21 protein-coding genes are annotated in these 24,713 nt (G+C 45.8%); 8 read left to right on the plus strand and 13 right to left on the minus strand.

Annotation, left to right across the window (positions count from 1 at the left end; genetic code table 11):
* Nucleotides 1–10: 10 nt before the first annotated feature.
* Nucleotides 11–832 (minus strand): cytochrome c3 family protein, encoded by an 822-nt coding sequence (locus tag K5Q92_RS18855; RefSeq protein WP_220770432.1) that lies wholly within the window; start codon nt 830–832, stop codon nt 11–13.
* A gap of 453 nt (nt 833–1,285) precedes the next feature.
* On the opposite strand from K5Q92_RS18855, the gene K5Q92_RS18860 reads away from it, so the two are divergent.
* The 3 genes from K5Q92_RS18860 to K5Q92_RS18870 all read left to right on the plus strand — a co-directional run bounded on the left by K5Q92_RS18860 (nt 1,286) and on the right by K5Q92_RS18870 (nt 4,164).
* Nucleotides 1,286–2,038, plus strand: coding sequence for a helix-turn-helix domain-containing protein (locus K5Q92_RS18860; protein ID WP_220770433.1), 753 nt, complete (start codon nt 1,286–1,288; stop codon nt 2,036–2,038).
* A gap of 60 nt (nt 2,039–2,098) precedes the next feature.
* Nucleotides 2,099–2,617 (plus strand): hypothetical protein, encoded by a 519-nt coding sequence (locus tag K5Q92_RS18865; RefSeq protein WP_220770434.1) that lies wholly within the window; start codon nt 2,099–2,101, stop codon nt 2,615–2,617.
* A 164-nt stretch (nt 2,618–2,781) separates the two neighbouring features.
* Nucleotides 2,782–4,164 carry a DUF4397 domain-containing protein gene (locus K5Q92_RS18870; protein WP_220770435.1) on the plus strand — a complete coding sequence of 461 codons (1,383 nt, stop codon included), beginning with the start codon at nt 2,782–2,784 and terminating at the stop codon, nt 4,162–4,164.
* A 129-nt stretch (nt 4,165–4,293) separates the two neighbouring features.
* Here K5Q92_RS18870 and K5Q92_RS18875 read toward each other — a convergent pair whose 3' ends face one another.
* Complete coding sequence (locus tag K5Q92_RS18875) at nt 4,294–5,124, minus strand: hypothetical protein (protein WP_220770436.1); 831 nt, start codon at nt 5,122–5,124, stop codon at nt 4,294–4,296.
* Nucleotides 5,125–5,604: 480 nt separating this feature from the next.
* On the opposite strand from K5Q92_RS18875, the gene K5Q92_RS18880 reads away from it, so the two are divergent.
* Entirely contained in the window at nt 5,605–6,261 is a 657-nt protein-coding gene (locus K5Q92_RS18880) for a thiol:disulfide interchange protein DsbA/DsbL (protein ID WP_220770437.1), read from the plus strand.
* 63 nt (nt 6,262–6,324) lie between these two features.
* Here the strand turns inward: K5Q92_RS18880 and K5Q92_RS18885 are convergent, their stop codons facing one another.
* The 6 genes from K5Q92_RS18885 to K5Q92_RS18910 all read right to left on the minus strand — a co-directional run bounded on the left by K5Q92_RS18885 (nt 6,325) and on the right by K5Q92_RS18910 (nt 13,354).
* Nucleotides 6,325–7,350, minus strand: coding sequence for a glycosyltransferase family 4 protein (locus K5Q92_RS18885; RefSeq protein WP_220770438.1), 1,026 nt, complete (start codon nt 7,348–7,350; stop codon nt 6,325–6,327).
* 322 nt (nt 7,351–7,672) lie between these two features.
* Nucleotides 7,673–8,203 (minus strand): cytochrome b/b6 domain-containing protein, encoded by a 531-nt coding sequence (locus K5Q92_RS18890; protein ID WP_220770439.1) that lies wholly within the window; start codon nt 8,201–8,203, stop codon nt 7,673–7,675.
* A 14-nt stretch (nt 8,204–8,217) separates the two neighbouring features.
* Entirely contained in the window at nt 8,218–8,751 is a 534-nt protein-coding gene (hemG, locus tag K5Q92_RS18895) for a menaquinone-dependent protoporphyrinogen IX dehydrogenase (protein WP_220770440.1), read from the minus strand.
* Between the two features lie 219 nt (nt 8,752–8,970).
* Nucleotides 8,971–10,620 (minus strand): di-heme oxidoredictase family protein, encoded by a 1,650-nt coding sequence (locus tag K5Q92_RS18900; protein WP_220770441.1) that lies wholly within the window; start codon nt 10,618–10,620, stop codon nt 8,971–8,973.
* A gap of 150 nt (nt 10,621–10,770) precedes the next feature.
* Nucleotides 10,771–11,922 (minus strand): imelysin family protein, encoded by a 1,152-nt coding sequence (locus tag K5Q92_RS18905; RefSeq protein WP_220770442.1) that lies wholly within the window; start codon nt 11,920–11,922, stop codon nt 10,771–10,773.
* A gap of 28 nt (nt 11,923–11,950) precedes the next feature.
* Nucleotides 11,951–13,354 (minus strand): porin, encoded by a 1,404-nt coding sequence (locus K5Q92_RS18910; RefSeq protein ID WP_220770443.1) that lies wholly within the window; start codon nt 13,352–13,354, stop codon nt 11,951–11,953.
* Between the two features lie 484 nt (nt 13,355–13,838).
* On the opposite strand from K5Q92_RS18910, the gene K5Q92_RS18915 reads away from it, so the two are divergent.
* Together K5Q92_RS18915 and K5Q92_RS18920 are read left to right on the plus strand one after the other, a co-directional pair.
* On the plus strand, nt 13,839–15,029 hold the full coding sequence (locus tag K5Q92_RS18915; RefSeq protein WP_220770444.1) for an MFS transporter: 1,191 nt from the start codon (nt 13,839–13,841) through the stop codon (nt 15,027–15,029).
* Nucleotides 15,030–15,110: 81 nt separating this feature from the next.
* Nucleotides 15,111–15,971, plus strand: coding sequence for a TIGR03899 family protein (locus K5Q92_RS18920; RefSeq protein ID WP_220770445.1), 861 nt, complete (start codon nt 15,111–15,113; stop codon nt 15,969–15,971).
* Nucleotides 15,972–15,993: 22 nt separating this feature from the next.
* On the opposite strand, the gene cysC is transcribed toward K5Q92_RS18920, so the two are convergent.
* From cysC to cobA, 5 genes are all read right to left on the minus strand, one after another.
* A complete protein-coding gene (gene cysC / locus K5Q92_RS18925) occupies nt 15,994–16,611 on the minus strand; it encodes an adenylyl-sulfate kinase (protein WP_220770446.1) in 618 nt (205 codons plus the stop codon).
* A gap of 83 nt (nt 16,612–16,694) precedes the next feature.
* The gene (locus K5Q92_RS18930) at nt 16,695–18,419 is read right to left on the minus strand and encodes an SLC13 family permease (protein WP_220770447.1); all 1,725 of its coding nucleotides are present in this window, start codon (nt 18,417–18,419) and stop codon (nt 16,695–16,697) included.
* A 2-nt stretch (nt 18,420–18,421) separates the two neighbouring features.
* The gene (gene cysN / locus K5Q92_RS18935) at nt 18,422–19,861 is read right to left on the minus strand and encodes a sulfate adenylyltransferase subunit CysN (RefSeq protein ID WP_220770448.1); all 1,440 of its coding nucleotides are present in this window, start codon (nt 19,859–19,861) and stop codon (nt 18,422–18,424) included.
* A gap of 50 nt (nt 19,862–19,911) precedes the next feature.
* Nucleotides 19,912–20,820 (minus strand): sulfate adenylyltransferase subunit CysD, encoded by a 909-nt coding sequence (gene cysD, locus K5Q92_RS18940; protein WP_220770449.1) that lies wholly within the window; start codon nt 20,818–20,820, stop codon nt 19,912–19,914.
* A 26-nt stretch (nt 20,821–20,846) separates the two neighbouring features.
* Nucleotides 20,847–21,668 carry a uroporphyrinogen-III C-methyltransferase gene (cobA, locus tag K5Q92_RS18945; protein ID WP_220770450.1) on the minus strand — a complete coding sequence of 274 codons (822 nt, stop codon included), beginning with the start codon at nt 21,666–21,668 and terminating at the stop codon, nt 20,847–20,849.
* Nucleotides 21,669–22,082: 414 nt separating this feature from the next.
* Between cobA and K5Q92_RS18950 the strand changes: the two genes are divergently transcribed.
* Together K5Q92_RS18950 and K5Q92_RS18955 are read left to right on the plus strand one after the other, a co-directional pair.
* The gene (locus K5Q92_RS18950; protein WP_220770451.1) at nt 22,083–23,033 is read left to right on the plus strand and encodes a phospholipase A; all 951 of its coding nucleotides are present in this window, start codon (nt 22,083–22,085) and stop codon (nt 23,031–23,033) included.
* 94 nt (nt 23,034–23,127) lie between these two features.
* Entirely contained in the window at nt 23,128–24,669 is a 1,542-nt protein-coding gene (locus tag K5Q92_RS18955; RefSeq protein WP_220770452.1) for a hypothetical protein, read from the plus strand.
* Nucleotides 24,670–24,713 lie beyond the last annotated feature (44 nt).

The following is a 24,713-nucleotide window of genomic DNA, read 5'->3' on the forward strand; positions in this document are numbered from 1 at the left end:
AGCTTACTCCTTAGTTAAAGTGACCTGTATGACAAGTAGTACACTCCATATCTGTCTTCACGCTAGCAGCAGGTCCCATCGTCTCACTGACGCCGTGACAAGACTGACAGGCCTGCGCTTCTGCTGAAGGCTTAGCCTCAGGTAGAAGAGAAATATCCTCACCACCGTGTGCACGGTTAAGTAACTCTACGATGTGATAGGCCAAACTGGCAGACAGACGCTTACAGCGCTCACCTTTTTCAGCAAACGGCTTGCCCGAAGCAGCTGACCAGTTACTGATTGAAGAGTGACAAAGCGGGCTATTGGCAATAGATGTAGCGCCCACTTCAAGGCTCTTTTCAGCAGTAGAGCCGATGCCAGCGACAAATTCATCAGATGAAAGTGGTAAGTCTTCAGTTTCGTAATAACGGAATGATGCGCTAATAACTGCACTATTTTGGCCATTAATGTCATCTAAGATATTGATCAACATACCCGCCGCATTCAGGTTACCGCAGATGGTGCCCTGGCCAACGATACCTGCCCAGCCATAGCCCGCAAGCGCCGTTGGAATAGTGGCAAACTTTGCGGCATCGACACTAGTTGATTGCGCTAGCATAGTCACAATCGAGTGGAATACTTGGTGCATACAACCACCACCCGTTTCATAGGCAAGCTTGGCCGTTGCCATTGCATCAAGCGGCACATACTTAAGCTTCTCTCCCATCTCTAAACGGTAGTTGCCGTCTGCATCTGTAGCAGCAAAGGCAGAGGTTCCCACCAAAGCGGCACCCGCAGCGGCTGTGCTTAATCCGATAATTTTAGTTAACGCCTGACGTCTATCAATACTCATAATAATCACCCTATATCCATCATTATTTTATTTTGGTCATAAGCCTTATGGCCTATTACGGTTAGTAAACGAGTTCAAATTTTGGATAACGACTCGATGGGTTAACTTTAAGAAGTGTGGAAAATAAAAGTGTGATTTAAAGCAGATGAAGCTGGAGTGTAAAACAACATATATTTGAGTTAGTAAGCACTTGAATTCCCGTCTTTACAGCTTATAAAACCCACATATTCATGATCAAGGTCACATTATTAATGGACATTTGCAGTAATATTTATGTTTCAGCAGGTTGATTAATTGTATGAATCAATGTGACTAACCTCTCATTTAGCCATACTAACCCCTGCATAACACTCAATTTTGTTATGGCAACAGAACTTAAGCATCAGGATCACAGACTTCATTAGTTTAAGTTCATAGACTCATCTTATAGAAGATTCTAATGGGGCGACGAAGATGCAATTGGGACATTGCAGATTTGATATTGAAAAAGAAGAGCTGACAAACCTAGACAGTGGTGATGTTTGGCACCTGCCTAGAGCTGAGCTGCAAGTTTTAACCCTTTTAATTGAGTATCAGGGCCAGATCGTCGCCAAGCCGCTACTAAAAAAAGGCAATGGTGAGCAGCCACCACTAAGTGACTCCTCGGTCACACGCGCTGTATTCACGCTACGCTCATTTCTAGGGCCACAATATGAATCGCTTATCGAGACAGTAAAGGGTCAAGGTTACCTGCTGCGCCATCATCGCAGCCGTAGGAATGACCGAGTTCACTCAAGTAAAAAACGATTTTCGATTAAAGTCGCGGCAATATCAGCCTGTTGCATCGCCCTAATTTTAGGTTTTGGCTGGCTATTTCTTGGCTCACAGAGCTTATCACCAGCGATACCTAAGCCTCTTCAGGTTCGTAGTGTCGATACCCTCTCGGGGCAAACTGTCAATGTTATCCTGTATTCCCATTCTAAAACCAACAATGGTTTGTTAACCGAGCTTGGTAAGACGATGCAGCAAAGCTTCACCCAGTGTCGGCTCACTAGCTGGAAGAATGCCTACCTGTCTTTGTCTCACGATAAGCAAGTACTCAATATCACTTTGCGCGGTGAACAGTTTGGTCAGTCTATTATTCGTAACTTAAAAATTAGCGACCTACGTCAGCCCAAGCAATTTATTAATCAACAATGGCTGCAGGCTGTAGACATTTGTGACTAACAGATACGACGCTCTGAATCACAGAGCTAGAATTACAACGCAGTACTCAAGGATCAGATAATGAGTCGAACATGGCGCTGGGCTATTAACCTCACTATTTTACTCATCTTACTCGTTTGTGTAGGGGTGATATATAAACTGACCGCAAAGCAGCCAGGCTTTATGCTCAGCTGCAGTTCTGAGCTGTTTAATCGACAGCAAACACAGCAAGATAGTAAACACTACTTGTTGGTCGACCTATTCTCTAAAGATGGACAGGCGCAAATAAACTATCGCTACTTCGACCTTGAGGGTAATTCGGCAGGCTCTGTTTCTATGCAGGGGCAAGTCAATAAAGTCGATCTCGATAGCATGCTTTACGACATTTCAGTCAAAACTAAGCAGGAGTATCCTCACTCCGACCTAAAGCAAGCCCCAGAGCACTATAAGTACCTCTCCTATGTGAGTAACTTAAACCTCAATAGAGATGGGATGCATAACCTGAGTGTTCAAGTATTGGAGCGTGATGAAAACAAAGACTTTGCCGTTGTGCTATTTCAACCTAGCAATACCGTCTGCGGTTGTCGCCTAGTTAACTAAGGCTCAATCTTCACTTACAAAGCCGGGGCAACTTTAATAAGCCCCCGGCCATTTAGCTTACCTATTGTATTTACTCAATAACCCAAAAAACATTGCTACTTTTTTGATCTGATAAGTTTCGGCTACGTAGTGATTGTCGAAACCAAACATCAAGGAATAAGGCAATGAAACTTTTAACCCCTTTCTTACGCTCTTTCTCCATTGTAACCCTATCTGTTTTGGGTTTAGCTGCGTGTAGTAGTGACGATGACAATAACACCATCACTCCCCCCACTCTGGTTGAAATCTCTGAATCAGAAATTAGGGTGATCCACGCAGGTAGTGATGCTCCGTTAGTCGACATCATGGCCAATGGAGCCAGTTTTGTTGATGATGTCGATTATGCCATGTCCAGTGGTTTAGCTACGGTACCCAGTGGCAGCTATGCTGTTGCTGTTGATGCCCAACTTCCAGACGGTACGACAACAACCGTGCTTACTGCAGATTTAGAAGCTGAAGCAGACATCGAATACACAGCAGTGGCATTAGGTAACGTAGCAGATGAATCTCTTATGCTTAAACTAATCGCTAACCCAGAGCAAGAAATTGCAGCAAACTATGCCCGTGTACAAGTACTGCACGCCTCCCCAGCAGTAGGCCTTGTCGATGTCTATGTAACCGAGCCAGATGCCGATATCAGCATGATGCAACCAACGTTATCGGCTAACTACATGGATGTAAGTCCACAACTTGAATTACCAGTATCAGATTACCAGATACGCATTACAGCATCAGGCTTAAAGGACGCAGTCTATGATTCAGGTGCTATTACATTAGATGCTCAGGGCGACTACTTTATCTCTGCGATACCTAATACTTGGACTGGTATGTCGCCAGTGGCATTGCTGGTTGCACTGCCTGAAGATCAAGTATTACTTTTCGACACATCAACCAACAGTGATATTCGAGTCATTCACGCAGTAGCTGATGCGCCAGCTGTAGATGTCTTCTTAGACGGAAGCAGTACAGCTGCAATCACAGACTTGATGTTTAAAGGTATTGCGGGTTACGTCAACATTGCCGCCGGTGAGCACACAGCCACTGTAGCAGCGAGTGCCGACAACAACATCGTCGTCATTGATAAGGCTCCATTTGAACTTGCGCCAGGAAGCAGCTACTCAATTCTAGCAACGGGCTCTCTCACCGATAACCAAATTGAACCTTGGGTCATCATGGAGCAAACCAGAAAAGTGGCAACTGAAGCAAGATTGACTGTTTCACATGCAGCATACTCCGCACCTGAGGTTGATATCTATTTAACTGCAACCGATGATATTTCAAATACCTCACCAGTACTGGAAGGCGTACCTTTTAGGGCCACTGGTAGCTTGAGTGTTACAGCCGGAGACTATGTGGTTAGTGTGGCGGTAGCAGGAACCAAAACAATTGCTATAGGCCCACTGCCTATCAGTTTAGAAAATGGTGGCATCTATGGTGTTGCAGCTGTTGATACTGAAACAAGTGGCGTATTTGATGTGATTCTATTAGACGACTTTGTTGCTCCCTAAACTCTGCCGCTAAGATCCTTGCGTTAAGCTTTTTGAGTTAGTTAGCGAGATAAGTTGTACTATTAACTGGCCATAAAAAAGCCATGCATGCATGGCTTTTCACTATCTAAACTGATTCATCCTAAGCCCCTACCCCCAAGGCATATCGATATAGACTCTAACTAGGATGTCTCTATCCCAGGGCAGAATCGGTAAATAGTCTGGTGAGTTCTTATCTCTAATATCATAAGGGTCGAGATTATATTCGCTATGCTCCACACTTAGCTTAATCTCGCTGTCCTCAGCTAAACTATCAGAATGGTAGCTCAAAACGCCTGAAACCTTATTTTCCAACCAATCGCTACCGTCATTCCAAGTTTGCGCCTTAGCATAAAGATCAAAAGTATCACCAAGGGGTAAGCGAGTATCTAAAGCGACTGAATAGGCACCTGTTTTATTTTGAAAATCTTCGCGATCATAGCCCCGCTCTCTTGGTACATCATCGTCAAACTCCAACATGTAATAACCCGCTGCAAGCTCAAACCCCGCATAAACGCGCTCATTATCGTATCTAGCCACTATACCGGGGAAGATTTTAGCCAGCCCTTCTATAGAGCTAACCGTATTACGCTTGCCCTCTAGCGTCACTTGCCACTGCAAGTTCATCACTTCAGAGAAACGATACAAGTTACCATCGACTGAAAAAGCGCTTTGAAACCAAATAGGGATATGGTCGGGATCCAGCTTGTCTGTATCATGATCGATAAAGATATCTATCTCACCCTGCCAAAGTAGCTCTGATTGTGTTTTATGAGCAATATAAAAACCAGCATGGGCACCAAATGTGTGAGAATTCGCCTGATCGACTATGGTATCGTGAATGCCAAGTGCGATACGCCAATCTGTAGCTTGTGCATTTATAGCCAAGCTTGAACTGACAATCCCTAATGTGGCAATGAATAGTTGCGATTGATTATTCAAGCCCTTTCCCCCTAAGACCTAACCTAGCTCTAAATTGAGTTTATTGACTCATAAATTAAAGCTATATATTTAGTAAAATGAACATAAATAGAGTCCATATTCTGTTTAAGCTTAGTCAGGTTACTGGTGATGCGCTTAATAATTAGCGCTCAATACTGCTCACCCAAAAACTAAGCCCTATCTTGCGAGTCAGTGCCTGCAGCTTAAGAATTGCAATTAGTTCCCCAAATACACGGCTTTTTTTTAAAATTTCACTCAGATTGTGAAGCTTGGCAAAAATTAAAATGAAAACCTCTGCTTCCGCTTAAAATCACTATATGGGTCACACTCTAAAGCATGTATTAATAGGCAAATTCAGTCATAATTAAGCATCTGGTTTTATTCTTAACAACAATGTAATTTGCTGTAACGGATGAATAATATTTGTATTATTCGTTATCGCTCGACTACTTAGACTAACGTCACCTAGAGGACACTAGCTTGATTAAACATATTGCTTTAGCGTTAACACTTGCCGTTGCTCCAATGAGCAGCTTTGCCGCACAATTTATCGAAGGTAAGCACTTTACTGTTGTTTCAGATAAAGCCCCAAGCAGCGAGCCAAAGCTAACTGAGTTCTACTCGTTTTACTGTGGTAACTGTTTCAACATGGAAAAGATGTACCTAGCGGACATCAAAGCTAACCTAAACAAGCAGATCACCTTTGACAGCAAGCACGTTGATTTCGCTAATACAGCAATCAACACTGAAGTGATGCGCTCTCTTGCCGTCATTCAAAAGCTTGGACCAAAGCAACCTTTAACTGACGCTATGTTTGAAGTGATCCAAGGCGCTAACGGTGAGAAGCACGATCACAGCGCACCAGGCCATAAGCATGAAGAGCCACTAAAGAGCCGTGACGACATCAAAGCCGTATTTGCTAAGTTCGGTATTGACTCTGCTCAGTATGACAAAGTCGCTGATAGTAAAGAAACCGATGAGAAGCTAGCCCTATGGCGTAAGCAGCAACGTGAATTTAGAGTACAAAGCGTTCCTGCGTTCATCGTTAACGATAAATACGCAATTAACATGGGCTCTATCCGTACTCTAGGCGAGCTAATCGACCTAATGAACTACCTAGCGATTGAGCACAAATAATCTCAATCCTTGAACGTAAAAAGGCGCTATTTAGCGCCTTTTTCGATCTGCTATCTTCTCGCCTTAATTGTGTGAATCAAGCACCTCTTCTAGTGTCTGTTCCCACTGACTCAGCATCTGCTCCCATACCTGCTCACATGACTGGCGTTGTGCACTGTTTATCTCAAATAGCTCACCATTGAGCCGTTGATTTAATACATGATTAATCACCTGCACAATCCCCTCAACAGACAGTTCTTCAATCACTTGATAGCCACAACCATTTATCTGCAGCCGTGCAATTTGGTCGCCTAGTCCATCAACATTAGACAAGATAACGCCTTTACCCGCCGCAACCGCCTCTAAACAAGTGAGTCCAAACGGCTCCCAACGAGAAGGAATAATGACAATATCGCCAGAGTCTAAAAACTGCGGTACATCTTCGACCTCCCCAACCAAACTAACATGGGGTAGAGGTTTAGCTAGCGCCGATAGCATAGGTGCATCCTCACCTTCGCCAGCCAAAGTTAGGTTTACCCTGTCTGCAGGTAACTTTGCCATCGCCTGAATTAATAGATCGAACCCCTTTTGCTGGCTGAGCCGCCCATAAGCCACCAACTTAAGCGGTAAAGAGAAAGGCCGATTAGCTAGGGCGATAAACTGGTTTAGCGCTTTTGCCTGACCCACACATCGCATTTTTTCAGTAGCCAGAATGGCGTTCTTTTCGAGCCAACGCCTCTGCGCATCTGAGACCAGTAACACTCGATCCATCAATCCATAACCAAACCGGAGCATAGTGTAAAAGCGTTTAGGGTGAGCGACCCTGTGAGCCACAAACTCACGGCTATAATGGTGTTCTTGATAGAGTATCGGTGTACCAAGATTAGCAAGTCTAAGCGCTAGCATTGCGGGAATTTTTAGCCAACTTAATGCCCCATGTACCACGATAATATCGGCAACATAGCGCCTAAATGAGGGAAGAGAAAACTCTCGATAGATTAACTTAAAGAGATAGCTTTGATTTAACCTAGAGGCAGCCAAGCTCTCTAGCGCCAGATTGACGCCACCAAGCTTAGTATCATCGATAAGATGAACAACGGTCGGCCGCAAAGTGAATCCTTACTTAATCAGTTCCTTCTTACTTAATATAAGTTAAGTTAAAGAAAAACCTGAACATTTGAAAGTAATGTTTTACCCCGAGTTTCGAGCTGATTTAGCAAATCAACATAAGCCGATGCTGACTCGTTATATCTTTATGCTGAGAGTGGTATCCAACAAAAGTGGTTCCAAAGGCCTGTAGGCGATTGATAGCGATGAAGCAGCAACACAGAACTCGCTACCAAGTAACATGAATCCAAGATAAATGTAATCAGCCTTCATTCGAAGGCTAATCAAGTTTGTTTGCAAACTGGTGTGAAACCTGGGGCTAAGATTAGTTTCTAAAAAAGTCCAATAGATGCAAGCAAGCAAAAATAACATGCACCACAATAAAGCCAATAAAGGCCTGTGCCAGATGGATATGGTAACCGCGCCACATCAAGGCATCGCTGCTACCTTGGGTCGCAAACCAAGCGATACCACTGACACCGACGGCTAAAAATAGCAGCATACCTACACCTTCGACCACGCTAAATAAACCGCGTCCACCAGCGATGGGGATCTTGCCCTTAAAAAAGCCTAGGATGTCAGCTTTAAGCTGTGAAAAGTCACCGACTAACCAAGGAAAGTATTGGCGCCACTTGCCTTTAAGGCAAGTGGTAATCAGAAAGGTAATCGATAAGAAGGCAGCAATAAGCCCAAGATAGACATGGCTCTGATCCCAAAATGATGCATTAGGACGCAGGCGTCGACCAATCAAGATCCAACCGCTAGTCAAAATAAGATAGGCGCTAGTAATAATGATGAGCACATGCTGCAGATCAATATACTTTCTCGCTAAGCGTTTAAACGTCGACTGCGCCATATATCTTCCTCAGCTTAAGCCGTTACCGCCAACTGATGAATAGAGTCGGCGTAGGCATCAACCTTATTCCAGTCGGTATACTCAATATTGGTATCCGCTGCGGTTGGCCCTTTAGTGATCCACATGATAAAGCGGATGATATTCCTATCCATCGCGCCGTAACTAGGGTAGTTCAAATTACCACCGAATACTTCTGCAAGATCGGGCACCCAAGGCGACTTTTCAAAGAAGGCACGCATATATGGGTTGGTTTCGGCTGTATTTTTTAATGGTTTACGAGCCACTAAATTAACTGAAAAAAAGCTACTCGGCTTCTGCTCAAGCTCCGCCTTATGAGCATCAATAAAGTCGTAAACTGCAGGGTTATGTTTACCATGACGGATACTCGCCCCGATAATAATTTTGTCAAACTCACCTAAGTCGACCTTTTCTGCAATATTCACCGCAGTGACACTGTTGCCAACCGCTTTCAATTTATCTTCCAGATAACCGCAAATCTTACGAGTCTGGCCATGCACACTAGAGTAAACGATAAGAATTTTGCTCACCAGACATCCTCCTAAGGATCGAAATTGAAAGTGAATGAAATCTATATAAATCATAGGGTATTTACCCAGAAGATTACATGAAACAGATCACGAGGCGCGGTGCAATAAATCGAATAAGCTTTACCTATCTCACAAAATCAACAGCGGAGCATTCTCAAAGAGAAAGCTCCGCTTTTGTTGACACAATTGTAAAAAGCTATTGAACAAATAGCGATTTGGTTATAGGGACATCAAAAAATCAATAACTTGTGCTCGCTCCTTCGCCGTCAACGCCATAAAATCTTGCTGACTTTTCTCTGCTTCTCCCCCATGCCATAGAATGGCTTCCTCTAAGGTCGCTGCACGACCATCATGCATAAATCCGGCTTGTGGATTTACAGTTTGCGTCAGACCGATCCCCCATAATGGACGGGTTCGCCATTCAGTGCCATCGGCTAAGAAATCGGGTCGCCCATCGGCTAACTCCTCCCCCATATCGTGCAATAGCAGATCTGTGAACGGGTAGATGGTTTGGCTCTTGTGACCAGCACTCATCTCACGCCCGCCAATCTCTCCCGATGCCTTTGTCACAAAGCTAGGTGTGTGGCAACCGCTGCAGTTAAGCTGCTCGAACAGCCTAGCTCCCTCTCGCACATCCGCATCATCAATATTACGCCTTGCTGGGACTGCTAAAGTTTCGGCATAAAATACTACTGAGTCGCTAAACTCAGCACTCGCTTCCGGCTCACCGTCCACGCCCTCTCCCGTGTCGACATAACCCGTGCGCGCTAAGTAAGAATCGTGCAGCGCAGTGCCAGCTATGCTCTCGTCTGGAAATAACGGGTTAGTGATCCCCATATCGCCACGCAGTGCCCCTAGAGATTGTACCCGCACACTTGGGGTATTGGCCTTCCAGCCAAAGCGCCCTAGAGAAACTGGATGGCTATCCCCCGCCTTCTCCTTAATCGCATCAAACACATAGTTAGCTCGACCCGAAATACCATCATTATCGCTATCCTCGGCATCGACATTAGCCAAGATATCCGCTTCAGGAATAGCCTCTAGCAAGCCTAAACCAAACACAGGCATGCCATTACGCCAGCCCATTAACACGTCATCTTGTAGCAAGTTAGAAGTCACGTTACTGCTAGCTTTAGTCTCGCCCGGTGCATCATAAGGGTTTTCCACCTCAAACAGGGGCTTCTTCAAGGTCACACTGGTGCCGTCGCTATAGGTAACAACCTTAGTTTGGTAAGACAGGTAAACATCGGCTTGCCCAACAAACTGATTTTGTTGCCAATCATCACGAGCTTGTAGCACGCCGCGGTGAAACAGCTGACCACCAAAATCTGGTACAGGAATAGGGGCGCAGTAATCATTGGCCGCGCTGCCAACGAGGCAAGGCTCGTCTGACGCCTGACTTATTCTTAAGAAGATCCCCGCATCCGAGCCTAATTTAACTCGATTTTTACCAGCAGGTACAATAGGGGTCGAGTTACGCCCATCTCGTTGATGGCACGAGTTACAGTCCGCATTATTAAATACCGGCCCCAAACCATCGAGCTCAGGATGAGCGCTATTGGGCGCTGTGGTAAAGGCGGTTTCAAAGCTTAAATCACCCTCAAGGTGCAGCGCTAACTCCTCGGCGCTTAGGTTGGGGGCTGGCGTTGAAAAGCCATGGCCTGACTCTGAAGCGTCAAAGGTAGTTGTATCGCCGCCACTGGCCTTAATGTCGGTATAGGCTGGGTAAACTTTCTCTTCTGGCTTTGGTGCGTCATCACCGCTGCCACCACAAGCGGTTAAGCCCGCAAGGCTAAGCAAGAGCAAGCGACTAAGGAAGCTCCTTCGAAAGCCAATATGATTACTGTTTTGATTTCGTTTTTCTGTCATCAGCTGTTCCACACACGGTTTAATCTCATTAGCGCAACTCCCGATATTGAAAGGGCTAACCACCTTGGACACAAAGAAATTACCCCCTTAAAAAATAGGGGATTTATGTGATAAAAAGGAGGCCTTCTGGCCCCCTTAAACACCTACTATTTAGATATTCCAATCCTTTAGCAGTGGCAGCACATCTGACTCCAAGCTCGCCTGTAGCTTAGTCAATGCATCGACGGCTGTTTGAATACGCACACGGCCATCGACATCAGAAATTGCCTGACGGAACGGCATATTGTTATCACCAGCGATGGCGTTAATTTTAGCGATGGCATCATCAATCTCTGTCTTAACTCGCGCCGCCAAATCAGGATTAGCCGCATTGACGAAATCGATGATCCCTTGCTTGTCTGCATTACCTTCTAGCTCACCGAGATAAACGTTACGTACACCAATAATGTTATCGCTAAAGTCTCTCAATGAGTTCCAAGAGTACTGCGACTCAACTTTTGAGGTATCGGCCTTTTCGAGTGACTCACCAAAAGGATCGGCAATCTTACCGTTACCTACCTCATCGACTATACCAATCATGCCGTTCACTAGCTCCTCTACCACTCCCACTTCTGAGCTGTAGAAGGTATTGCCATCGACGCCTGGCTTCTTAAGCAGTTCAGCATAAGCCTTCCCCGATTGACCATCGTGACTCACCTGCCATGCATCATCGAGCGTCTTGGTATAGTCTCGGAACACTTCAGCGAGTCCCATCAGGTAATCACGCTCATTAACCGTTAGCTCGCTAATGGTCTTAGTGTTATCGGCGACACCGTCACCAAACAAAAGGTATTCCATGGTATGGAAGCCCTGTACATCATCGTTCCACCCCTTAATGGTTTCGGCATCAAAGCCAGTGTTATTGGCCAGCACAGTGGTTAAATCAGTGGTGTTCAGCGGCCAGCTATCAAGATGTGGATCGATACCCAGTGAGTCGACTGGTCCGAAGATATGCGACTCTCCCTGCTCCCAAGGCTGACGTGCCGCTTTCCACGCCTCTTGTGCCGCCTCTAGGTTCGTCTGAGTCGGTGTGTTGACCAGTGTTTGGGTCGCTAACAACATAGCTTCGCCGCTCGCAGCAAGATTTGAGTAACCAGCCACAATCACATCATCGGCTAGGTTCGTTACCATCTCAGTAGCCGAGAAAGTAAAACCTGTTTCAGGCACAACCACAGGTGTAGAGTCATTTGAGCCTGAACCGCCACATGCAGTCAGAGCAGAGATTAGAGCGATGGCAAGTGCCGAGTGAGTATAATGTTTCATTGAAAACTCCATGTAGTAAGTCATTAAATTAAAGTGAGAATTGGTAACCAACGCCTAAGGCGAAAAAGTTGGTATCAGGAATCGATGCGACTGCCACCTGCTGTACGCCGGCTTCGGCTTTAATCACAATTTCAGGAATTGGGAAATAGTTAACACCTGCGCTAATCCAAGTGTTTTCATAGCGTTTTGTCGCCGTGCCAGTCTCCACCTCTTTTAGTGGGTTGGAGTAATCGATATTGGCAAATACCGTGACCGGAACCGATGTGAAATGGCTAAGGTCGACTCCCGCCTCAACGAAGAAAGCTTCAGATTTAGAGCCTAGCTGAGCAAAGTTCCCCGGCTTGAGTCCCGGCGTGGTTTTATTCGCTTGAGTGATGGCATCGCTATCACTTAACGTTCCGTAAAGATATTGGCCACGTAAGATCCACGGCCCTTCGACAAAAGCACCTGCAACAGAGAGGATTTCAACTGTGCCATCGGCACTTAGCTTGTTGGTCTTATGACGATTCCCGCTGGTATTGCCGTAGTAATAGGAAGCACCGATGGCTGAGCCAGTTTTAAAGTTGCCGTAATCGAGGCGAATCACATAGGCGAGATCATCGGCATTAACGTGTTCAAAGCGCTTTTGATGGCCTGAGGCGACCCAATCATAGGTACGGAAATATTCCGAGTTTAAACCGCTAACCACTTGGGCTTGGTAATGAAAATTAGCGACTTCACCAAAGATACCAATACCGTTCTCATTCCAAACCGCAGGCAGCATCGCAGCTTCACTCTTGTGTCGCTGCACTGTTAGGTATTGGCTAGGTTTGTGCAGTGTACTACTTAGGCCGACAGGCAAATGAATATTACCGAACTTCACCCCAAAAGCATCGCTTGGACGGTAGCGAATTTGTGCCTTCTCGATCATCACTTCGCCGCCGGCTTCCACTTCGGCTTCAAACTCACCGAACTCATCGAAGCCGTCATATTCTAGTGCGGTACCTGTGCCACCATGTTCATATTCGATCTCGACTTCCATGTCCCATTCATCATTAAACTGGTAACCAAACTCAGTCACTATCCGCTCTAGATCGAAGCGACTACGACGCTCGGGACTGGTGTCTTGAACATTGTCAAAATATTCATCACTGGTATAAATAACGCTGCCATAGGACTTAAACGAAAACTTATCCCAGTGGCTAGTTTGGCTATCTCCAAGTGGCTTTTGCTTAGACGTTACTGCGACTTGATCGGCTTGACTTGTAGCTAAAGCTTGCTGCTGTGCTAACTGTTGTAACTGTGTTTTTAAGGCAGTTAGCTCTGCTTCTTGCTTAGCGATCGCTGCCGCTAATGCTTCTGGATCGCTTGCTGATACCGCGCTACTACTAAACGCGCATGCAATAGCTAACGCTAGCATGTTCAACTTGGCATGCTTTGAAATGGACTTCATAAACGTCTCTCACTTTGATTCTGCGCTGCAAGCCAATCAATAAAGCATCGAGAATAAAGTAAAATATCTACTTTCAGGCGCTCTCTCTACTCTATCAATAACTTATACAGCTCCCCCTAAATTCGCAGACAAATTACATTTAATGAGAATGATTTGCATTACCCTTTACTTAAAACTTACATTTGGTACTAAAGTTCAAATTAAGTATCAATAACGAAATATGTAAAACTGAAATAAACGACTAAAGAGAAGAGCAGGATGACAGCTCACAATACTGAGATAGGGAGGGATTTTTCAAAGTGACAAGATAGCGATTGACACGACTAGGATGAAAATCAGCTCAATCTAGCTACGATAATATTCTGCTTGATAGTCATCTTATCTAATAATCGCAACAGACTCATGTATACTGCCTTTTCACCGAAATCTGTAAAATTAACCTGTACTGTCTGTAACTTTTTCTCAGTAGCTGATAGGGATCCCGATGAGAAACGAACCACAAAAACTGCTGTTATGGATGACCTTTATCATGTCTTTGGTGTTCGCTGTTTGGCAGGCTCTGCTTAATAACTTCGTTATCGAACGCGCTCAATTTACTGGTGCTGAAATTGGCATATTGCAGAGTCTACGTGAAGTTCCCGGGTTCTTGGCCTTTACTGCAATTTTTGTTTTACTGCTGATCCGCGAGCAAGCATTTGCACTGTTATCACTAGCACTACTCTGCATTGGCGTGGCGATTACCGGTTTTTTCCCGCAGGTATTGGGCCTATATATCACCACAGTGTTAATGTCTGTCGGCTTTCATTATTTTGAAACCGTTAATCAGTCTCTAACGCTACAGTGGGTAGATAAAAAAGACACAGCAGCATTTATGGGTAAAGCATTAGCATGGCGTAGTGCTGCTGCTCTGGGTGGATATGCCAGTATTTGGGTGATAATGAGCTGGCTACAGCTTGATTATCAATGGATGTATGCCATTATCGGCGCACTCGGCTTGCTGATGGTGCTGAGCATAAGTTACTACTTCCCTAACTTTAACCAAGGGGAGATGCAGCACAAAAAAATTATCCTCAGAAAGCGCTATTGGCTTTACTATCTACTGACTTTCTTTTCTGGCGCAAGACGGCAAATATTCATGGTGTTTGCTGGCTTTATGATGGTCGAAAAGTTTGGCTATAGTATCACCCAAATCACCTCACTCTTTCTCATCAACTATGTGGTGAACCTACTATTTGCACCGACTATTGGTCGTTTTATTGGCCGCATTGGTGAGCGAAATGCATTAACCATTGAATATGTTGGCCTTATTGCAGTATTTGTCAGTTACGCTCTTGTTGAGCAACCCCAATTCGCCGCAGCACTATATGTCATTGATCACCTGCTGTTTGCTATGGCCATTGCTATGAAGACTTATTTTCAGAAAATAGCCGACCCGAAAGATATTGCAGCCACTATGTCGGTGAGTTTCACGATTAACCACATCGCAGCGGTTGTGATCCCCGCATTACTCGGATTCTTATGGCTAACATCGCCACAAATGGTATTTTATATCGGCGCAGGCTTTGCATTGTGTTCACTTCTGCTGGCGATTAACGTGCCCCGGCATCCACAGCCAGGCACAGAGGTCGCACACTTTGGTAAAGTAGTGCAAACTAGGGCTAATTCTATAAATTAGCTGGTTATCAAATAGATAGTCATAAAAATAATAACTGCCCAGATAACAGCAAGCACGGCTTGTGACGGTGAGTAATAGAGCATGGTTGAAACAGTAACAGAAGCAGCTAAAGTCGCAGCTAAACCAACAGTAAAAGAGAGCAACAAGGCCACAGGGGTTTCTGCGCGCAAGAAAGCACTGCTACTAGGGCGTATGCTGGGGTTAGCCAGCGAAGATGACTACCGTGCCAGCAGCGCATCAATTGGTGAACGCGCCGCTTTTAGGGCGCAAAAGCAGGCGTGTCAGTATCAAGAGAACCTTGAAACCATCTATAAAATAGCCATTAGCCACACACCATCGGATGTCACCGGAGTGGACTTAGATCCGGACTGGGCCCACCAGTTTTTTAAGCTGGCCGAGCAAATTCATAATCGTAAGATGCAGGAGTTGTGGGGCAGGATTTTAGCCAATGAAATCACCTCACCGGGCAATTTTAGTCTACGCACCTTAGCAACACTTAAACAGCTCACTCATAAAGAAGCGCAGATCTTAGAGAAAGCCCTCGCCATGTCGGTACTGGTTAATAATGAGTCACGCCTCAAGCTAATCATCGGCTTTAAGCATGCAGGAGGCTTAGGCCAGTTCTTTAAGAAGCCAACATCAACCAATATCGGCCTGTCCCAATTTGGCCTACCCTATTCCAATATTTTAACCTTGGTCGAGGCGGGCATTTTACATCGCAGTGAGCTTGAGACGGGCTTACTTAGCAGTAAGACGCCGATCAGTTTCTCTCTCAGCGATCTAAGGCTCAAGCTAACACCAAAAAGCGGCCAGCTATTTTTCAGCTACTACCGCTTTACCCCCATTGGCGATGAGTTGGCGCAGCTTATCCCTTTCAATACCGATAAAGATTATATCAAGGCGATGAAGGCGCTTTTCTCTCGCGACTTTAAAATTGAATAGCTCAGCCAAAGAGTCACATAACCTAAACCGCTTTTTTTAGCTTCTCTGAATCAATCACCTGAATCGCCGCTAAATAATCTAGCAGAGCGCTCACTTGGGTCGCTAAGTCCCCCTTACTGGTATCTATAGTTAGCTCGGCAGCTGTTGGATCTTCATAGGGCGCAGAGATCCCTGTGAAATCTTTGATCTCGCCAGCGCGCGCCTTACTATATAAACCTTTAGGATCACGAGCTTCACACACCTCTAATGGCGTCGACACATGCACCTCGATAAATTGCCCCGCATCGAACAATGCCCGTACACGCTCACGCTCCTCCCTTGTCGGCGAGATAAAGGCCGACAACACCACAAGACCAGCATCGACCATGAGTTTTGCCACCTCACCGACACGACGTAGGTTCTCGTCGCGATCATCCGCGCTAAAGCCGAGATCTTTGCACAAACCATGGCGCACATTGTCGCCATCTAGCAGATAGGTATGAAAACCTGCATCGAATAATGCACGCTCTAACGCCCCCGCCAAAGTGGATTTACCCGAGCCCGACAAACCGGTAAACCATAGCAAGATAGGGTTTTGTCCCTTCTGCAACGCCCGAGACTGCTTATCAATACTGTGTTGGTGCCAAACGATATCAGACATAAAAACTCCAAAAAATCTAATCTATAAAGTAGTTAACCAAACGAGCTAACACCATCTGCGCCATTAGCCTTAAACAGAACAAGCTAAAATGGAAAAAATACTGGAACTAATAACAATACGATTGCCGAATAAAGTAGTGACAAAGGTAAACCCACACGCAAAAAATCACTGAAACGATAATTACCCGCGCTATAGACCATCAAGTTGGTCTGGTAACCGTAGGGCGAAATAAAACTGGCGCTGGCACCAAACACTACGGCGAGAATAAACGGCCGAGTATCGACGCCATAACTTAGGGCGATGGCATAGGCCACAGGAAAAGAGAGCGCTGCTGCGGCATTGTTGGTGATAAGTTCCGTCAATAGTAGTGTCATCAAGTACACGGCCACAAATGCCGAAAAGACCCCGTAACCATTGATCGCCCCCAAAATAAATGCGGCGATATCATCGGCAAGCCCAGTCGATAACATCAGGTTAGCCAAGCTCAAAGCGCTACCAACAATCACCACCAACTCAAAAGGAAAACGTTTTTTAAGCTCAGATAGGCTCACCGCACCAATGGTGATATAGCTCATCAAGAGCAAGATAAGTCCCTTAACTAATGGCAATACGCCTGTCAGGCTGGCCAAAATCGTCACTAAAAAGCCACCAAGAACCCACTGACTGCGGCGAGGGTCTAGCCTAACACTCAAGTCTAAGCCACTCACCGCAGCAAATTCAGAGGCCAGCTTAGTGTTACGGCAAAAGCCATCGCCAGGCGTGACCAGCAATACGTCCCCAGCCTGTAACTGGATATCACCAAGGCCGCCCTTTAAAGGCTGATGACCACGACGGATAGCTAAAACCGCGCCATCAAATTTCTCTCTGAAGGTCGATTCTTTTAGTGAGCGCCCGACTAAGGTTGAGCTAGGTGCAAGCACAGCTTCAATCAGATTTTGCCCCTTGGCCTGCTGCTTACCAAACCACTCTAAGCCATCAAACTGATGCAGCAGCTCAACCGACTCCACCGCGCCGCTAAATCGCAAAATATCCTCACTCTGCAACACAAAGTGCGGCGGCACAGGACAGATGCGAATGCCACTGCGCTCAAGCTCCACTAAATAAAGCTTTTTAAGGGCGCGTAAACGATTGTCTTGTACACTCTTACCTATCAGCTGTGACTCTTTCGCTACTCTGGCTTCGAGCAGATAGGGTAAAGTTTCATCCAGACTCTCATCGCGTCTATCGGGCAACAAGTTAGCCAGTAGCACTAACAAGCCTACTCCAGCAGTGACAATCACTATGCCAATCATCGAAAACTCGAAGAAACCTAAAGGCACAAGTCCTGCGTTTTCTACAAAGGAGTTAACAATCAAATTGGTCGAGGTGCCAATTAGCGTGAGTGTCCCCCCCAAGATCGCCGCGTAAGACAGTGGCAATAACAACTTAGCAGGCGCATGGGCTTGGTTTCGGCGCACCACCCCAATGAGCGAAGCCACCACCGCAGTATTATTGGTAAACGACGATAACAAGGCAGTAGAGAGTCCGAGTTTGGCCATGGTCGATGCCAAGGAACCACGCCCTACCACTTGACTCAACTTACCCAGTAGCGAGGTTTTTTCCAATGCTGCAGTCGACATGATCAGCAGCACAAGAGTCACTAGGCTGGCATTGGTAAAACTGGCTAAAGCGGTTTCAAGCTCCACCATACCCAGCAGGTAAGTCGTTAACGATGCGATAAAAAATAGTGCTGCGGGTGTCCATAGCCCCGCCATTAAGGCAGCGACTAAGGCAAATAATATGCACGATAACACCCACAAATCAGTCATGATTAACGTTCAACCTTGCTGATATCGATTGCTTGCCAGTGAGGGTACTGCTTACGAATAAGCGCATTGAGCTCTAACTCAAAATCACTGTACTGCGGAGCCGTTTTTTGGGCCTTGCTGCTCGATACCGCCATCACTGCCGCCACCGTCGCGTTCGATAAACGGTCGATTAAGATCATGCCGCCAGTATCACGCACTAAGGTGTATGGATCGATGGCGATAGACTCATTAAGCTCAAGGGTCACTCGCGCCATATCGTTAAGGCCGATTGCATCACTGCTGTTGCGCTCAAGGGTGTTAATATCCACTAGGTATTCAACCCCTGTGACGCTGGCTTGCAGTTTCTTGCCTGCGACCTTCAAGTCATATAGTTGGCCGATTTGCAGTGGCTTCTCATCCATCCATGCAATATCGGCGCTGACAATATTGGCAAGTGCGGGTGCATCTGTCACCTGCGACAGTAGATCGCCCCTTGAGATATCGATTTCATCTTCTAAAGTGAGGGTCACCGCTTGCCCCGCAATCGCCTGCTCAAGATCGCCATCGAAAGTCACGATGCGGGCAACCTTACTACGTTTACCCGATGGCAGTGCCACCAGCTCATCACCCACGTTAATCACACCCGATGCAAGCGTGCCGGAAAAGCCGCGAAAATCCAGATCGGGACGCTGTACATACTGCACAGGGAAACGCACAGGTAAGCTGTTTAGTTCACGGCGAGTATCGATGGTTTCGAGTAGCTCTAACAGTGTGCCGCCGCTATACCAAGGGGTTTGATTGCTGACATCGACAACATTGTCCCCCTTAAGGGCTGACAGAGGCACATAGCGAATATCGATTTCACCGAGTTGCTCGGCAAACTGGGCAAACTCGGCTTGGATATCGTTGAAAACCTTCTCGTCAAAGCCCAATAGATCCATCTTATTAACCGCCACAACGAAGTGACGAATACCGAGCTGCGATGCGATAAAGGCATGGCGACGCGTCTGGGTCTGTACCCCATAGCGTGCATCCACCAAGATCACCGCTAAGTCGCAGGTCGAGGCTCCTGTTGCCATGTTGCGAGTGTACTGCTCATGACCCGGGGTGTCGGCAATAATGAACTTACGCTTGTCGCTTGAGAAATAGCGGTAAGCCACATCTATGGTGATCCCCTGCTCACGCTCGGCTTGCAGACCATCGACCAGCAACGCAAGATCAACCTCTTCGCCGGTAGTGCCAAGCTTGGCACTGTCGCTTTTCAGGCTCGCTAACTGATCTTCATAAATTTGCGCGCTGTCATGTAATAGGCGACCTATCAAGGTACTCTTACCGTCATCGACACTGCCGCAGGTTAAGAAACGTAACAGCCCCTTATTTTGCTGTAGTGACAGGTACTCTTTTACGCCCAGATCTTCCAATTCAGCCGCCAGGCGTGCGTTATTACTTACTGCTTGATTCATAATGATTCCTTAGAATTCTTCATCCACATTCATCCATTAGATGGCTGGGTTTAGAAATAGCCCTGACGTTTTTTCAGTTCCATCGATGCGCTTTGATCTGAGTCGATAAGACGACCCTGACGCTCACTCGAACGGGTCAGCAGCATCTCTTCAATAATCTTCTCTAAGGTATCGGCCTCAGAATGCATCGCCCCCGTTAGCGGATAGCAGCCCAGTGTTCTAAAGCGCACCAACTCCTCTTTAGGCTGCTCACCTTCTTCCAGTGGCATTCTGTCGTCATCGACCATGATCATCATGCCATCGCGCTCAACGACCGGACGCTTCTGGGCAAAATACAGCGGTACTAACTGGATGTTTTCTTGGTAGATATATTGCCAAATATCCAACTCAGTCCAGTTAGACAGTGGGAATACACGAATGCTTTCGCCCTTATTAACCGCACCGTTATAGGTACGCCACAGCTCTGGGCGTTGATTTTTAGGATCCCAAGTATGGTGCTTATCACGGAATGAATAGACACGCTCCTTGGCACGCGACTTCTCTTCGTCACGGCGAGCACCACCAAAAGCGGCATCGAAACCGTACTTATTCAGCGCCTGTTTAAGCCCTTGGGTCTTCATGATATCGGTATGCTTGGCACTACCATGCTCGAATGGACTAATGCCCATCGCAAGCCCTTCTGGATTCTTGTGGACTAGTAGCTCGAAGCCAAACTCTTTGGCCTGAGCATCGCGAAAGGCGATCATCTCTTTAAACTTCCAGTCGGTATCGACGTGGAGCAAAGGAAAGGGAATTTTCCCTGGATAGAATGCTTTTCGAGCAAGGTGCAGCATCACCGATGAGTCCTTACCAATGGAGTACATCATCACAGGATTATCAAACTCTGCCGCGACTTCGCGAATAATTTGAATGCTCTCAGCTTCCAGTTGTTGCAAATGGCTTAACTCTTTCGCGGCCATGCTAATTCTCCGTATTCTTCAATCAATTATCTTGTTATTGCAGCTAACTCGTGACTTTTGAGCTGGCTTTTTTGTGTGTGCGGCGTAAACCAATTTAGGCTATCTGCGAGCTCAACCACCTCACCTATCACCATCAGCGCTGGCATCACAAGTTCCGGGTGGCTGGCAAGTTCATCAAGGTTATCTAAGCGACCGGTAAACACACGTTGCTGGCTAGTCGTCGCCTTTGAGACAAGGGCGACAGGGGTTTGCGCCGATCTACCAGCATTAAGCAAGCCAGTTTTAATTAGATCTGCATTCAAAATACCCATGTAGATGACTAAGGTATTATTAGGGTTGGCATAACTCTGCCAATCCATAGGGCGGCTCTCAAGCTTGCAGTGGCCAGTGATAAAGCTCACACCTTGAGCGTAATCTCTATGGGTTAGCGGAATGCCGGCATAAGCCGCCGTGCCACTTGCTGCAGTAATACCGGGCACCACCTCAAAGTCGATGCCAGCGTCAACGATGGTTTCTAGCTCTTCACCACCGCGACCAAAAATAAATGGGTCTCCGCCCTTTAGCCGAACTACGTTTTTGCGGGTATAGGCCTTAGTGACCAGTAGCTGATTAATCTCGCTCTGCGCCGCACTGTGAAGACCAGCGCGTTTACCTACAGCAATTTTCTCGGCATGCTTTGGGAGCAATGCCAAGATCTCATCACTGACGAGCGCGTCGTAAAGCACCGCATCGGCGTTTTGTAGCACCCGATAAGCCTTTACTGTCAGTAGATCGACATCACCAGGCCCCGCTCCCACTAGCCATACTTTTCCTCCAGCGGCTTGACCGGGTAAAGTTACAATCTCCATCACGCTACCTCACTCTGAATTCTTGTAGTGAAATATAGCCGCCTGCTTATTCCATAATAAATATGTATTTATTACCTTTTATAACTTTTAGTTATTTAAGAGATGCAAGGCTGTAGATAGATGTGGCGGTGTAATATGTAACACCTTGTATAAAAAGCGTTAAATCCAATAAGGCAATGAGTCTTTTCAACTAAGTGAAAATCATGGTGGCTTTTTGCACTAACTTATTGCATTTAGATCTAATATTGGCGCTGTTTTTGATTAATAAATATGTGGTTAATCCAAGTTAAGCCAACGCAAACAACCATGCTGCCACAGTTGCCGATTTGCTAAACAACTGTTAATTCAGCATTGTGCTAGGTAGAATCTTCCACATAAGAAGACAAAACTGCTTAGATAAAATCAGGGAATACGATGAACAAATTAGCTGCGCTACTCTTAGCCTCTGGCTTGTGCTGCTCTTTTAGCCTTTATGCTCAAAGCGAGACTCAAGCAAGTAAGAGTGAAGAAAGCGAAACCAACATCGAGGTTACGCCTAAAAGAGAAGAGTCACTGGTTGATAAACGGATCTCAGAAGAAAGTGCTACTGACGAGCTGCCTTACGTCATTACCCCCCATAAGGTTAACTATATTCTGCCTGTGACCTACAGCAAATCCCCCAATATGGCCCCTTTTGAAAAAGATGCCGCCGAGCATCCCTTCACCTTAGATAACATGGAGGCCAAGTTTCAGATCAGCTTTAAGTTTCCACTATGGCACAACGTCTTTGGTGACAACGGTCACCTGTTTGCGGCTTATACCAACCAATCCTATTGGCAGGTATACAACAAAGATATCTCCTCGCCTTTTAGAGAAACTAATCACGAACCAGAGATCTTCATGCTCTTTACCAATGACTGGCAGCTGGGTCCGCTGAAAAACTCTTTTTGGGGCCTTGGCGCCGTACACCAATCCAATGGTCAGTCGGGTTCAAAATCACGTAGCTGGAATCGCTTATATGGCATGATGGTATTTGATAATGGCCCCTTTGCCCTTGAAGCTAAGGCTTGGTGGCGTATTCCAGAAGATGAAAAAGAGACGCCAAGCTCTCCAAAGGGCGATGACAACCCAGATATTACCGATTACATGGGTAACCTAGAGCTCAAAGGCGTATATGGCCTCAATGAACATAGATTTACTCTGATGGTGCGTAATTACATAAAAAAACCTAACTATGGCGCTCTAGAATTCACCTGGAGTTACCCGATCTTGGGTAACTTAAGACTTTATACTCAATATTTTAATGGCTACGGTGAAAGTTTAATCGACTACAATGTACATAACCAACGCATAGGTATTGGGGTTTCGATTAACGATATCTTATAGTCGACACCTTTTAATCGACAACGTTAGCTCAATATCAAAAGCGTCTTTAGCAGGCTAAAAGCACAGCGCTAAGCCTGCCTTAACAAGGATGGTTATGACTTTGAGCTATAAGGGTATATTTAACGCATTTCTCTTGCTTATCTGTGTTAGCGCAATGCTACTCAGTTACCTTTCCTTTGCTCCAACTAAAGTCAGAAACCAACTAAGCTTTCATCAATATCAACAAGATATAAAACTACTGCTGCAAGTAATAAATCAACATTCATCCTTTGCAGCTATCGCACCTAAGCAACAAATAAAAATGAGTCAAATTGCCGCTAGGCTTATCGAGCAATCCCAAGGTTTTAATAGCCAAGAACAACTACAAGGCCAACTTCAAAAACTACTTAGCCAACTTAATGACCCAGCAGCCAAAGCGCTACTCCCTAATAAAACGGTAGTAGACAAGCTTCCAGTGAACTTACATTTTGATGGTCAATATTGGTTAGCATTCACACCAGAAGGGGAGCTCATAGACGCCGAATTTCCTTACCTTTCCCATATTGATGGCTTACCAATTAAACGCTGGCAACAAGCAAGTGAAGCCTACCTTGCGGGGTCTTTAAAACAATCAACAGCTGCCCAAGCCCAATGGTTAACTCAAATTGTTCAACTGAGAATCGAGATAGGTTTAAAACACAGTAGTCACGCATTATTAACCCTGTCTGATGGCGAAACCCACATACAGAGGTCACTCGCTTTAGTCGCCACCTCTAAAATGCCGATATCAGCACCACCAAACCAAGAGCTCATTTTACGCCTGCCAGCAAAAGTCGATGCTAATAACATAGCGACACTTAACCAACATCTGTACCGTCAACAAGAATCCGTCTCCCCTAGCGCTTTAATTGTGGATATTCGTGCGATAAAGCAACCACAACCTCTACTTATGGCTTGGTTAAACAAACACTTTAACCAAAGCACCTCCCTTCACTCAACGACTCTTGCTGTAATGCAATACAAGCGATTTGCTCATGCTAGAGCCGATCGTATTGCGAGCCAATATATTCCAATGACCGATTTAGACTTTTTTGAGCAAACGACACTCAAAAACCAAGGTTTTGACAATCAGTTAAATCCAAGTAAAGCTTTTAGTCACTTTCTTGTTCGGCGCAACAGCCCATCAACTCTACCTATACTCCCTAGCATTTCAGAACAAGTTCCACTGTTTCTCCATGTGGATTCCAGCTGCGAACAAGAGTGTGAATGGATAGCGTTGGCGTCTGCACATTTGCCACACGTAACATTAATAGGAGAAACCACTTCAGGTAATCTGGGGCCGTTACATAATTTGACCTTACCCAATAGCGGTATTCAAATTCAGTTTAGTGCAGGCTTAACTTATACCCCTGATGGCCAGCTTTTTTCTGGGGTAGGATTGACTCCAGAGGTTTTTTTAAATCAAAAGCTTGGCAAGATAACAGCAGAACAACCTAAATCTTGGCATGATATTCAACAAGTGTTTAAATCCAGAGGCTTACACTTACAACTGATAGGTAACCACTTAGTGAGCAAACCTGACACCAACCTCAGTGCAGAGCTGAATTTCAACAGCCCCTATGATGAGCTCAGTTCAATACTAAAACCTTTTGGTTAACCTGCTAATCTCCGCCACGTTCACACTCTAAAACTCACATTATC

This window comes from Shewanella sp. MBTL60-007 (assembly GCF_019654915.1).
GTDB lineage: Bacteria > Pseudomonadota > Gammaproteobacteria > Enterobacterales > Shewanellaceae > Shewanella.

Coding starts and splice junctions, on each gene's coding strand:
- K5Q92_RS18855 (WP_220770432.1), bottom strand. CDS start 832: ATGAGTATTGATAGACGTCAGGCGTTAACTAAAATTATCGGATTAAGC.
- K5Q92_RS18860 (WP_220770433.1), top strand. CDS start 1,286: ATGCAATTGGGACATTGCAGATTTGATATTGAAAAAGAAGAGCTGACA.
- K5Q92_RS18865 (WP_220770434.1), top strand. CDS start 2,099: ATGAGTCGAACATGGCGCTGGGCTATTAACCTCACTATTTTACTCATC.
- K5Q92_RS18870 (WP_220770435.1), top strand. CDS start 2,782: ATGAAACTTTTAACCCCTTTCTTACGCTCTTTCTCCATTGTAACCCTA.
- K5Q92_RS18890 (WP_220770439.1), bottom strand. CDS start 8,203: ATGGCGCAGTCGACGTTTAAACGCTTAGCGAGAAAGTATATTGATCTG.
- K5Q92_RS18900 (WP_220770441.1), bottom strand. CDS start 10,620: ATGACAGAAAAACGAAATCAAAACAGTAATCATATTGGCTTTCGAAGG.
- K5Q92_RS18905 (WP_220770442.1), bottom strand. CDS start 11,922: ATGAAACATTATACTCACTCGGCACTTGCCATCGCTCTAATCTCTGCT.
- K5Q92_RS18910 (WP_220770443.1), bottom strand. CDS start 13,354: ATGAAGTCCATTTCAAAGCATGCCAAGTTGAACATGCTAGCGTTAGCT.
- K5Q92_RS18915 (WP_220770444.1), top strand. CDS start 13,839: ATGAGAAACGAACCACAAAAACTGCTGTTATGGATGACCTTTATCATG.
- K5Q92_RS18920 (WP_220770445.1), top strand. CDS start 15,111: ATGGTTGAAACAGTAACAGAAGCAGCTAAAGTCGCAGCTAAACCAACA.
- cysC (WP_220770446.1), bottom strand. CDS start 16,611: ATGTCTGATATCGTTTGGCACCAACACAGTATTGATAAGCAGTCTCGG.
- K5Q92_RS18930 (WP_220770447.1), bottom strand. CDS start 18,419: ATGACTGATTTGTGGGTGTTATCGTGCATATTATTTGCCTTAGTCGCT.
- cysN (WP_220770448.1), bottom strand. CDS start 19,861: ATGAATCAAGCAGTAAGTAATAACGCACGCCTGGCGGCTGAATTGGAA.
- cysD (WP_220770449.1), bottom strand. CDS start 20,820: ATGGCCGCGAAAGAGTTAAGCCATTTGCAACAACTGGAAGCTGAGAGC.
- cobA (WP_220770450.1), bottom strand. CDS start 21,668: ATGGAGATTGTAACTTTACCCGGTCAAGCCGCTGGAGGAAAAGTATGG.
- K5Q92_RS18950 (WP_220770451.1), top strand. CDS start 22,083: ATGAACAAATTAGCTGCGCTACTCTTAGCCTCTGGCTTGTGCTGCTCT.
- K5Q92_RS18955 (WP_220770452.1), top strand. CDS start 23,128: ATGACTTTGAGCTATAAGGGTATATTTAACGCATTTCTCTTGCTTATC.